At 43.0% G+C, this 12,194-nt stretch carries 11 protein-coding genes; 4 read left to right on the top strand and 7 right to left on the bottom strand.

Annotated elements, in window-relative coordinates:
- Positions 1–11 precede the first annotated feature (11 nt).
- Positions 12–1,613 carry a DUF4139 domain-containing protein gene (locus ACMHKH_RS02795; RefSeq protein ID WP_413519151.1) on the bottom strand — a complete coding sequence of 534 codons (1,602 nt, stop codon included), beginning with the start codon at positions 1,611–1,613 and terminating at the stop codon, positions 12–14.
- Between the two features lie 188 nt (positions 1,614–1,801).
- Between ACMHKH_RS02795 and lgt the strand changes: the two genes are divergently transcribed.
- The 3 genes from lgt (at position 1,802) to ACMHKH_RS02780 (ending at position 4,313) form a co-directional block, all read left to right on the top strand.
- Positions 1,802–2,686, top strand: a complete 885-nt coding sequence (gene lgt, locus ACMHKH_RS02790) for a prolipoprotein diacylglyceryl transferase (RefSeq protein WP_413519150.1) — start codon at positions 1,802–1,804, stop codon at positions 2,684–2,686.
- Between the two features lie 102 nt (positions 2,687–2,788).
- The gene (locus tag ACMHKH_RS02785) at positions 2,789–3,676 is read left to right on the top strand and encodes a thymidylate synthase (RefSeq protein ID WP_413519149.1); all 888 of its coding nucleotides are present in this window, start codon (positions 2,789–2,791) and stop codon (positions 3,674–3,676) included.
- 67 nt (positions 3,677–3,743) lie between these two features.
- A complete protein-coding gene (locus ACMHKH_RS02780; protein WP_413519148.1) occupies positions 3,744–4,313 on the top strand; it encodes a dihydrofolate reductase in 570 nt (189 codons plus the stop codon).
- A 545-nt stretch (positions 4,314–4,858) separates the two neighbouring features.
- Here ACMHKH_RS02780 and uvrC read toward each other — a convergent pair.
- Both uvrC and ACMHKH_RS02770 read right to left on the bottom strand, forming a co-directional pair.
- Positions 4,859–6,703, bottom strand: coding sequence for an excinuclease ABC subunit UvrC (uvrC, locus tag ACMHKH_RS02775; protein WP_413519147.1), 1,845 nt, complete (start codon positions 6,701–6,703; stop codon positions 4,859–4,861).
- Positions 6,704–6,868: 165 nt separating this feature from the next.
- On the bottom strand, positions 6,869–8,389 hold the full coding sequence (locus tag ACMHKH_RS02770) for a DUF3360 family protein (RefSeq protein ID WP_413519146.1): 1,521 nt from the start codon (positions 8,387–8,389) through the stop codon (positions 6,869–6,871).
- A 454-nt stretch (positions 8,390–8,843) separates the two neighbouring features.
- Here ACMHKH_RS02770 and ACMHKH_RS02765 point away from each other — a divergent pair, with 454 nt between their 5' ends.
- Positions 8,844–9,401, top strand: coding sequence for a DUF4442 domain-containing protein (locus ACMHKH_RS02765; protein ID WP_413519145.1), 558 nt, complete (start codon positions 8,844–8,846; stop codon positions 9,399–9,401).
- Positions 9,402–9,689: 288 nt separating this feature from the next.
- Here the strand turns inward: ACMHKH_RS02765 and rplS are convergent, their stop codons facing one another.
- From rplS to rpsP, 4 genes are all read right to left on the bottom strand, one after another.
- The gene (rplS, locus tag ACMHKH_RS02760; RefSeq protein WP_079692808.1) at positions 9,690–10,082 is read right to left on the bottom strand and encodes a 50S ribosomal protein L19; all 393 of its coding nucleotides are present in this window, start codon (positions 10,080–10,082) and stop codon (positions 9,690–9,692) included.
- A gap of 190 nt (positions 10,083–10,272) precedes the next feature.
- A complete protein-coding gene (gene trmD, locus ACMHKH_RS02755) occupies positions 10,273–11,037 on the bottom strand; it encodes a tRNA (guanosine(37)-N1)-methyltransferase TrmD (RefSeq protein WP_413519144.1) in 765 nt (254 codons plus the stop codon).
- 130 nt (positions 11,038–11,167) lie between these two features.
- Positions 11,168–11,701 carry a ribosome maturation factor RimM gene (gene rimM / locus ACMHKH_RS02750; RefSeq protein ID WP_413519143.1) on the bottom strand — a complete coding sequence of 178 codons (534 nt, stop codon included), beginning with the start codon at positions 11,699–11,701 and terminating at the stop codon, positions 11,168–11,170.
- A gap of 170 nt (positions 11,702–11,871) precedes the next feature.
- Positions 11,872–12,141, bottom strand: coding sequence for a 30S ribosomal protein S16 (gene rpsP, locus ACMHKH_RS02745; protein WP_372845299.1), 270 nt, complete (start codon positions 12,139–12,141; stop codon positions 11,872–11,874).
- Positions 12,142–12,194: the final 53 nt, after the last annotated feature.

Here is a 12,194-nt window from a genome sequence, read left to right as displayed (position 1 = left end):
ATTTTCAGCATTTAATTGGTGTTTAATTTTTTATCCGCAGGATAGCTAATTTGATAGATCGACTGCACTACTTGAGATTGTTTGCTTGGTAAATCAAACTCCCATGCGACCATACCTTTATTATCATTCCAATCTTTTTTGCTAATCGCTGGTGTATGCGTTGCGCTTACTTTAATACTGTCGTCGCTACTCACAGGTTCTGCGCCTAACACTTGCATGCTCACGCTACGATTGTGCTGATTGGTAAATTGATAAGTTTGTGTGATGGTTTTAGTCTGTTGGCGGTTAAATACGCCTTTATCACCTTTTTTGTCTTCATCAGTCAGCTGTTTCACAAGCAGGCTCGGGTCGATACCAAAACCAATGCCCTGCTCTTTTAGACTTTGATAATCATAGCGCGACTGACCAACATAATTATCGTCGCGGTACAGTTGCAACGAGCCATCCGCCCAAGCTGGTGTCAAAAATGGTGCAGACGCATACCAGTAAGCGGCAGCCTCGGCACTAGGCGTACTGCGTAGCCACAGCTTACTGGTGCCGGATTGCTCGTCAATAATCGTGCGTACGCGCCTGCCATCACTAGGAATACTGACGCGCTGCGGTAAGCGATATTCAGTAATACCATTTTTATTTTGACTGCTAACCGTAAAGCTGGGGAGCGGTGCCATATCCCCTGTACCGCCATAGTTGTCTCTCCCAGAAACGACGACTGGTGCCGCAGCTGTCTCCATCATTGGCTGTGCATAGCGCGCCAATTTACTATTTTGCTGTTCTTCATATAATGATAAACGCTCGACTCGTGGTAGCTGACTGGTCGTCGTTTGATTGGGGTTAACAGTGCTTAAGATAACGGGTACGTTGCTCCAGTTCTCTCCCGTTTGTTGGGCGATGACGGCAGAGGCGGTAATATCTAGCTGCGCCGTCACTGTATTCAAACGTGCTTGATAAGTCGGTTCCCAACTGGCGCCACGGACTTGATAGTGCAATTTCACACTACTGGCAGAACGACTAGCAGTACGCACACTGACTTGAGTGACATTATTTTGTACTGATGTCGTACTGCCAGCGACCAGCAGATTTAAGTCATCTTTAGCACGAGCTTCTTGCTTTTGTAGCGCTATAATTTTTTTATTAATACTGGCGGCTTGTGTCTCTAAATCACGGGCATTATTGGCAAGGGTGCCAGCCGTATTCATTTGCGTGACCTTGGTCAGGTTTTGCAAATAGGCTTTAGCTAAACGTGCTGCTTCTAACTCAGCACTGATATCTGCTAAATTACTCTGCTGACTCTGTACATTAGAATCACCTTGATATTGGCATTGTGCCGCTTGCTCAGCGCTCAAGGTTTCGATACTAATTTCGCCAACATTGACATTACCAATAGCTTGAACACTGATACTATCTGCTTCGATGCTCGACGATAAACAAGAAAAAACTAGCGTTTGCTCGCCGTTACCGCTAATTAGCAAGGTACGCGTTACACTGGCTAAGCCTTGGTAAATGGTGATGTTCTCAATATTACTTATAGCGGCTTGTGCGCTGATAGGAACCCAGAACGTAACGCCTGATGCCACTAGACTTAGTAAAGATAATGTCGATAAATAGGGCTGCATAACGGTTCCTTAGAAATTGAGTCGCTTTTTTCATCTTATCGGTTTTTGCTGCGCTTTGCTATGTATTCAACCATTCAATGATTTATTTACTAATGCCTTTATTTATTCCTACATTTATCATAGTGTTCGCAAGGGACGAATTTTGCTATTATGACTAGCATTCTATTACCAATAATAATGATGCCTTTATGATGATTCATCCTCAGTATGATCCCGTAGCGCTTTCCTTGGGTCCAGTAGAAGTGCACTGGTATGGTTTGATGTATTTACTGGCCTTTGCTGCCGCTTATGGTCTGGCTTGGTATCGCAGCACCAAACGCGACAATTGGACCACCGATATGGTGTCTGATTTGGTCTTTTATGGCGCGCTTGGTGTCATTTTAGGCGGTCGTATTGGTTATGTGCTGTTTTATCAGTTTGGCGAATTACTTCAAAACCCTGCCTATATCTTAAAAGTATGGGAAGGCGGTATGTCTTTCCACGGTGGCTTTATCGGCGTCATGCTTGGTATGTGGTTCTTTGCCCGTAAATATAAAAAGACTACCTTTCAAGTATTCGACTTTATCGTACCTTGTGTGCCGACCGGCTTACTGTTTGGTCGTATCGGCAACTATATCAACGGTGAACTATGGGGACGTGTCTCAGACGGTGGCTATAACTGGCTAACTTATTTCCCGCAAGCCGCTGCCTTTGATATGCAGCAATTACAAACCAATCCTGAGCTACAAGAGCTGATGATTGAGGTTAATGGTCAATACATACTGCCTCGTCATCCATCGCAGCTATATGAAGCCTTTGCCGAAGGTCTGCTGCTATTTATCTTCTTATGGTGGTATTCATCAAAGCCGCGTCCACGTATGGCCGCTTCTGCGGTGTTCCTACTAGGCTACGGTATCAGCCGCTTTATCATTGAATTCTTCCGCCAGCCAGATGCTGACCAAGGATTCATATTGTTAGGTTGGATGACCAAAGGGCAAATCTTAAGCGCACCGATGATTATCGCCGGCTTGATTATGCTGATTTATGCTTATAAACGCGGTATTTATGATTGGGGTAAGCACGCCGCTTATTAAGCGGTATGTTTATCTAGCACCTGCTAAGTATAATTTTGATAAGATACTGTTTTGATAAGACATTGTTTTGATAAGACACTTTAAAGCGCAAAGAGTAACTTTATGACCATGAACAGCTCCATTAATAACAACAAACAGAGTAAAAACGAGCAAGCCTATTTAGACCTGCTAAGACTTGTCATGAGTGAAGGCACTGAAAAAGGTGACCGTACTGGAACGGGTACGCTTAGCCATTTTGGCGCGCAACTACGTTTTAATTTAGCCGATGGTTTTCCACTATTAACCACCAAAAAAGTTCACCTTAAATCTATTACTTATGAATTATTATGGTTTTTAAGTGGTAGTACCCACGTCGATTATTTACAACAAAACGGTGTGCGTATTTGGAATGAATGGGCAACGGCAGAGCAAACTGCGCGTTTTAGACGCCCTGCTGGGGATTTGGGCCCAGTTTACGGTCATCAATGGCGCAATTATGGGGCGACTAAAGCTGAGGACGGTGCTTATAATGTTGATGGCGTCGATCAAATCAGCCAAGTTATTGAGCAAATTAAGACTAATCCTAACTCGCGGCGCTTGATTGTCTCTGGCTGGAATCCGGGTGAAGCGGAGCAAGTTGCTTTGCCGCCTTGTCATACGCTATTTCAGTTTTTTGTTGCGGACAATAAACTGTCATGCCAGCTCTATCAGCGTTCAGCAGATTTATTTCTAGGTGTGCCCTTTAATATTGCCAGCTATGCCATGTTGACTCATATGGTCGCACAAGTATGCGGCTTAGAAGTTGGCGAATTTATCTGGACCGGTGGCGATTGTCATATTTATCAAAACCACCGTGAGCAAGTCGAATTGCAGCTGACGCGCTCGCTTTATACACTGCCAACCTTGACACTTAACCCTGATGTGAAAGATATTTTTGATTTCAAATACGATGATATTAGCGTCAATGGTTATGAGTCGCATCCAGCTATTAAAGCGCAAGTGGCGGTATAGCGTCTGTTTATTCAACTATTTACTTGTCTGTTTTAAACCATATTTAAATATTAGCAAAGGACAATTTATGAGCTATGCCAACACCGAAGTTGCCCAAATAGCGGCTATCAGTAGCAATCGCTGTATTGGTAAAGGCAATGATTTGCCTTGGCATATCTCAGCCGACTTGCAGCATTTTAAAAGTATGACGACCAAACCAAACGATAATGGCATGATACAAGGTATCGTCATCATGGGTCGCAAGACGTTTGAGTCGATGAGCAGCCGACCACTACCAAAACGTATCAGCTTTATTATCACTACCCAACTAGATTATGCTGAGCAAAAAGGTTTGGTCGGTAGTGAAAAAGCCTATGTCATGCATAATTTAGAAGATGCGCTGACACAAGCAGCTAGCCTTGCTCATAGTGCGCATCTTGATACGATTTGGGTGATTGGCGGCGAGCGCGTCTTTAGCGATGCCTTGGTATATACCGACCGTATTGAGCTGACTCATGTTGATACTGAAATCACTGATGGCGATGCGTTTTATCCTGAATTGCCAAGCGAATTCGTAGTCGCGGAAGAATCTGGGCAGATGCATGATGAAAAAAGTGAGTTAGACTTTAGGTTTGTGACTTATAAAAGAAAAGCTTAATTTCATTTACTTTAATTTCATTTACTTTAATTTCATTTACTTTAATTTCATTTACTTTAATTTAATTTAATTTAATTTTTATAACGTAATACTTAATAGGAGAAACCAAATATGGAAAATTAAAAAAGCTCAGCAAAATTAATTGCTGAGCTTAAAAAACTTTTAGATAAGACAACTGTGGAGCTAGACTCCAATGTTAGCTTACTAATAGAGTTTATTTACCTTGGTAGGGTTTATACATTTTATAGTAAATGCTAATAAGTGTCTATGTCTCCATAGTTGTGAAATTTTCATAACAAATATGGAGACATAAATGACAAAAGTATATTGTCGTTATCCTAAAGCTGTGCGTGTTCGTCGGTACTGGAGATACAGATTTAATCGTTGGGAGAGGGTTTGCGAACACTGTCGCAGCTATCCAAATCAGCAGTTAAATTTTGATTTCTAGTAGTTAGATATTTCAATTAACTAAATAGCATCAACTTTAACTTTATAAAGGCTATAACTTCAGGGTTGTAGTCTTTTTTATGATTGATAAACCTAAACTACTCATGCAACACTTTATAAACCGTTTTAGCCAAAATTGGACCGATACCTTGCACGCCAGCCAATTCTTGCTGCGAGGCACCGAGCAATTGCTGCATGCCGCCAAAGTGATTAAGTAAGTCACGACGGCGCTTTTCGCCCAATCCTGGTATGACCTCTAGTACGGACGATGAACGGCGTTTATCACGCTTCTTACGGTGCGCAGTGATGGCAAAGCGATGCGCTTCATCACGAATGTGCATCAGCAAATGCAATGCTTTGCTGTCCATGGGCAAATCAAGTGGCTCATGATCGATAAAATGCAATACTTCAAGCCCTGCCTTGCGCCCTTCGCCTTTTGCCACACTAATGAGTAAAGTATCGTTAAGGATACCCAACTCGGTCAGCACTTCTTTAGCGATGCCAAGTTGACCTTTACCCCCATCGATAAGCAGCAAATCAGGCAGCGGCTGCTTTTTATAACGGCGGGTCAGTACTTGCTTCATCGCCGCATAATCATCACCACCGACAATGTCATGAATCGCATACTGACGATAATCACGCCGACGCGAGCCACCTTGGTCAAAGACCACGCAGCTACCAATGGTCGCCTCGCCCATCGTGTGCGAGATATCAAAGCACTCAATGCGATCAATGGTTCGATCAGTGACGTCAGCCAAGACATCTTTCAACGCCCCAAAGCGCGCATGTAATTCTAAGTAATCGCCAAGCTTAGTTTTTAGCGCATTATTAGTATTGAGTTTTGCCAAGTCTAACCATTCGGCACGGTGTTCACGTACGTTAGTTTTAATAACGACCTTGCTACCAAAATGGCTCGCTAGTGCTTCACTGACCGCGACCTGATCTGGTAATTCATGACTCAACATGATTTCTGGTGGTAAGTCATCCGTTACTTGAAAATAAAACGAAGTAATAAAAGCAGATAAATTATCAGCTAGAGGCTCGCTACTATCAACATCAGGGAAATAGTTCTTACCGCCTAGCACACGTCCACCACGGACAGTCAGCACATTAACGCAGGTCATACCTGCTTGACTAGCAATAGCAATCACATCCGCCTCGCCCTGTACGGTATAAACAGCTTGCTTAGCTTGTACTTCGCGCAGCATAGACAGCTGATCGCGGTAAAATACCGCCTTTTCAAAGTCTAACTCTTCAGCAGAAGCTTCCATTTTTTCAATCAGTGCGCTATGAATATCGCTAGAGTCGCCTTTTAGGAAACGAATGGTATTATTTACATCTTCTGCGTATTCTTCGGCTGATACCAAGCCGACACACGGCGCACGGCAGCGCTTGATTTGATATTCGAGGCAAGGACGCTTACGCTGCTTAAAAAAGGTATTGGTACATTGACGCATTTGAAACATCTTTTGCATCAGCACTAATGTTTCTTTTGCCGCATGCGCAGAGGGAAATGGTCCAAAAAAACGACCTTTTTGATGGTTGCCTTTACCACGCCCGTAGGCCAATCTTGGATACGGCTTATCCGCTGAAATAAACACATAAAGATAAGATTTATCATCACGCAATAACACGTTATAAGGCGGACGATGTTCTTTAATCAGGTTTTGCTCGAGCAATAGCGCTTCGGTTTCACTACGGGTAATAATAGTTTCGATATTATGAATCCGTGCTACCAGCGCTCGCGTCTTTGGATGATCAATGGTTTTAGCAAAGTAGCTGTTCACACGACTTTTTAGCGACTTTGCCTTGCCCACATATAAAATATCGCCGTTCTTACCCAGCATTTTATATACCCCTGGCAAATTTGGCAGGCGTTGGATTAAATGCTTAAGGCGGGCTTTTTTATCGTCGACGGGGCTCGTCGCGGAGACATTGACCATAGAATTTATTGCTCTCAAGATACTGATATACAGATATTTATGGGGCAATAGCAACGATTTTGCAAGCCAGTTATTCGCTTAACGACAGCCACTTAGCCAGCCATTTAACCATAGCCATAAAAAAGCCAGCACCATGGCTGACTTTTTTAGTTAAGTACCACTTTATTAATGACGGAAATTTGCCATCAATGCCGGAATCCCTGGCAGCATACCGACAATAGCCATCACACCAGTTAATATAATAAAAGTAATCACCGGAATGATCCAGCGACTCATTTTGGTTAGACTAGCGCTACGCTCTTTCGAACCAATCAAGCCTAAGTTATCAAGTACCAGTGTAAGTGACCAACCAAAGGCAGGATTAACCAAGGCTGATGCAAAGACGACAATGGCAGCAGACTGGGTGGTTTTACCTTCACGCGTCATCTCCATCCCTGCTTCAAGAAGTGGAATAAAGACCCCAACAATGAGCGCCACACACATGACTGGCTCCCATATTGCCAAGTCCATTGGGTAGCCCCAGACACCAGCAATAATACAGAAAATACCGGTCAAAATCGCACCGGCTGGAATAGGACGCTTGGCAATCGCTGCCGGTACGATATAAGTACCCCATGAGGAGGCAAAGTTTGCACCACCAAGCACAGAGCCTACAATCTGACGAAACGAGGCACTGGTCATCGTATCATCAATATCCATCAGCACACGTTCGGTACGTTTAGGATAGCTGATTTTTTGGAAAACCTGATGACCCAAAAAGTCTGGTGACCACATGGCGACGGCTAGCACCGCAAATGGTAGCACGACAATAAAGCTCTCAACTGTTGGTAATCCTAGCATCCAACCGGTATTTTCGCCCCACCAATACATCGGGCTCATATGCGGTAATCCGGGTGCAGTTTTAAAGGCAAAGGGCGCACCCATCGCAAATGCAACACTACCACCTAGCAAGCAGCTGAGCGGTACCGCAAGCCAGCGTTTTTGATAATTCTCTAGCACTGCATATAGTATTATGGTGAGAAAAATCACCACAAAGGCAATATGTGCCATATCAATACCTTCTGCCCACGCAAACAGGTTTTTGACTTGGGATATCGTACCAATAAAGCCCAAATATAGCAGTAAACCACCGCATACGCCTTTACTGGTCAAGTTTGCCAGCAAGCTCCCTCCTTTACTAATGGCAAGTAACAATCCAAAAGCACCGATAAGTAGACCAAATGCCATCGGGTGACCACCAGCAGCCACTACGATGGGAATCAAAGGAATCAGTGGACCATGCGTTCCTGCAAGGTTGGCAGTGGGGAGTAAGAACCCTGAGAATAAGATGACAAAAAACGCGACGATGAGCAATTCATAACGAACGTTTTCTAGTACAAAGGCATCACCCAAACCTAGTGGCCCCGCAAAGGTTGCTGCAATGGCGCCGACCATCACCACTTTACCAATCGTTGCCGCCATCGCCGGAATCGTATCCTCATATTCAAAACGATAATCACGGAACGGCAAGTTAGGACGCCAGCGTTTCGGCTGCATGATTTGCAGTTCATGGTTCAGGTAGGCGTTACGGTTTTTGAAGCTTGAATTGGGCTTATGTAACTCTACATAGCTACCCTGCACATCATTATCAGAGGGGCTTGGCTGCTGTGAATCGGACCCTGAGGTGGGAAGCTGTGTATTACTCATCACATTTCCTTACGTCGAATGACGTTTTTAGTGACTGCTCATTCATCTACTTAGCTTAAGATGAACAAAAAGACACTTAAGAAAAAATGCAATCATTGTATGCCATGAGACATAGGAACGCGAACCTATAACAATTCGAATATACTATAAGTATAGTATCAATTCATAACGTAAAGTTTGCTAAAAAATTAATGATAAACTTATTAACTACTTATCGGTTAAAATATAATGGATTACTTTTATCACTATCATAATTCTAATAGGTTAATATCTATTGCAATGACAATAAACCAGCGACAGTCAATAATTAATAAACATGAATCGGTCAGTATTTAATTAAGTTACGCTTTAGCTGTAGCGCCGTTAGGTATTTTTCACTATGATAAATGCCTTTTTACCCATTACGATTGATGAATGGCAGTCTAAAAATCAAGAAATGCCATAGGATAAGTTTATGAGTTTACTACCCAAAAATCTTGAGACGCTAAAACGTAATGCCAAAAAAAACATCATGCCACTACTGACGCCTTATTTGCTTAAACTGCGTATTAATACCTACGCGCCTTATATTGGCGCTGGTATCAAGATTGAACATATCAATCTTGACCAAGGCTTGTGCGTAGTTAGCATGGGGCTCAATAGCCTGAATAAAAATATCGTTGGTACGCAGTTTGGTGGTAGTTTATATTCAATGGTTGACCCTTTTTACATGCTAATGCTGATGCATCAACTGGGTAGCAGCTACGTTGTTTGGGACAAAAGCTCACAGATTGAATTTATCGCCCCAGGCAATAACAAAGTGACTGCTCGCATGAAAATTCCTAGCAATGAAATCAAGACTATTCAGGAATTGGCAAAAAACGGCGAACCAGTATTTCGTGAATACCAAGTCGATATTGTTGACGATCAGCAAAAAACTATAGCGACCGTCACTAAAAAGTTATACATACGCCTGCGTAAGTACAGTAAATCTAAAGACCAAAATAGCCGTATCGAAAATTTTGAGGATTAAAGTCTATTTTTAAAACGTTTATACAAATTTAAAACGTTTAAAGCGATTCTTAATTTAAAGCATGTTTTATTTAAAGAATATGAATTAAAACAGCAGAAACAAAAACCCCAATCTGGCTTACGCACAGATTGGGGTTTTGTCTTTTTTGGTACTACCCGCTTATTTATATGATAAACCTATGAATAAGGGCTTGTATCTGCTTTTTCTTTACTACCGAATCGCATAATAGACGACTCAGCAATAAAGCAATCTTAAGCACAATGCTTAAAAGCAGATACTGGATATAATCTAAGCGTCAGCTTTTGGCTTAACAACTTTAGGTGCACGCGGAGCAAGCTTCTCGCGGATACGTGCTGATTTACCAGAGCGCTCACGTAAGTAGTATAGTTTCGCACGGCGAACTGCGCCACGGCGTTTCACTTCGATGCTCTCGATGATTGGTGAATGCAATTGGAATGCACGTTCAACACCAACACCGCTTGAGATTTTACGTACGGTAAACGCTGAGTTTAGACCGCGGTTACGCTTAGCAATTACAACGCCTTCAAAAGCCTGTAAACGCTCACGCTCACCTTCACGTACTTTTACTTGAACCACAACGGTATCGCCGGGTGCAAAGCTTGGGCGCTCAATCAATTGAGCATTTTCGATGACCTGAACCAATGGATGCTTGTTGCTCATGAGAGTTATCTCCTCACATTAGATAATAGAGGCTTGACGCATATCACCTGTTTGTAATAATTAATTATATCTCTTTTTAATAAGACACAACGTAAGTGGGTTATGACAAACGGCCATTATGCTATGACTCGTTTTATTGTTGCTCAAAATTTTATTACTTAACTGTTTATCTTTATAGCAGCTATCAACGCTACTTTTTATCTGCTTTAGCCAATGCTTTTAACCACTTCGCTTGCTCTAGTGTCGGTGTGAATGCTTGCCACAAATCAGGACGCCGCGTTTGCGTACGTTCAACTTGTTGACGGAAGCGCCACTCGGCAATATTGGCATGATGTCCTGAAAATAATACTTCAGGGACCGCCATGCCAGCAAACTCATGTGGCTTAGTATAATGTGGACAATCAAGCAAACCATCGACGAACGAGTCTTGCTCAGCTGACTTGTCATCACCCATAATATCCGGCAAACGACGTATCACACTATCCATTAGCACCATTGCAGGTAGCTCACCACCAGTAAGCACATAATCACCAAGCGAGACTTCGATATCGACATATTGCGTAAGCAGGCGCTCATCAATGCCTTCGTAGCGACCACATAATATAATCATGCCATCGTACTCAGTCATATCAAGCACACTACTTTCGCTCAGCGTCTGTCCTTGTGGTGACATATAAATCACCGGGCAGTGCGCTTTGTCGACACGGCAGCCGTGCTGAGCCGCTCGCAGGCGCGCATCCTCAATAGCTTGTGATAATGGCTCAGCCATCATCACCATGCCAGGACCGCCACCATACGGACGTTCATCAATACGGCGATAGTTATCGCTGGTAAAATCACGCGGGTTAATGCATTCAATCGTTACTTGCTGCTGAGTGACTGCTCGACCTGTGATTCCAAACTCACGAATCGTGGCAAACATCTCAGGAAAAATACTAATAACGGCAAAATACATCAGGTGTCTACTTGCGCAGTGGCTAATATTAACTAAACAAATCGGGATTACTATTAACAACCTTAAGCGATAAAGTTAAAGCTTTTATCACTAAAGCTTGTGTTAATAATTGCTTATTAACAATTCATTATTAATAGTCACTTGGCCATGCTACCAGCACTGTTTTTTCAGTCAGATCGACCTTTATTACAGTTTGCTTGTGCCATGGAATTAGGCGCTCTTCTTTATCTAAGCTGTCTGATGTGGCCGCAACCCGCATGATAGCGTGGGCGCCAGTCTCAAACATCTCAGTAATATCGCCTAGATACTCATCCTGCTCGTTCATAACGCGCAGGCTGACCAAATCCGACCAGTAGTATTCATCTTCAGCAGGTTCTGGCAAGATGTCTTGCTCGACCCAAAGAGTTACCCCATTCATGGTCTCAGCGACATTGCGATCAGGAATCTGCTCAAACTGAGCCACAATTCCTGTGCCTTGCTCACGCCAAGCCTTTACTGTCAAAGGTTTCATACCGGTAGCGGTTTTCATCCACCAAGGCTTGATATCAAATATAGCCGTACGATCATCTGTTTCACTAAAGACCCAAAGCCAACCTTTGATGCCATAAGGCTTTTTGAGCTGACCGATTTTCATAAGGGCACTAGCGTTTGGAGCAGACGACATAACGGCTAACCTAACAATGATAAAAACAGCGATGATGAATAAAAAAGCTATTAAAAACGATAAACGTAGTCAAAAGCGATAAACAGTTAATGGCGTACCCTGGTTAGACCAGTTACGCTAGGTATTCTTAAGCCAACTGACTAATGCAGTATCAGTAGAGTTACTTAAACTTAAGCAGTCGCTTCAGTTTGAGCAACAGACTTATTATAAGCTTTTGCTAATGAAGCAACGCGATCAGAAGGTTGTGCACCTTTTGCGACCCACGCATTATACGCTTCCATGTTCAAGCGTACTGCTTCTTCAGAATCTTTAGCGAGTGGGTTAAAAAAGCCGATGTTTTCAATGTAGCGACCGTCACGTGCGCAGCGCTGATCAGCAACAACTACTTGATAAAATGGGCGTTTCTTGGCACCGCCCCGTGCTAAACGAATAACAACCATGTGAATTCTCTCTTTCGCAGGTATACCAAAAAGGGCATAATTATATCACAGTC

The organism is Psychrobacter glacincola (assembly GCF_965118485.1).
GTDB classification, from domain to species: Bacteria; Pseudomonadota; Gammaproteobacteria; order Pseudomonadales; family Moraxellaceae; genus Psychrobacter; species Psychrobacter glacincola_D.
Note: the sequence above shows the minus strand (reverse complement) of the source record. Positions and strands in the feature narration are given on the sequence as shown.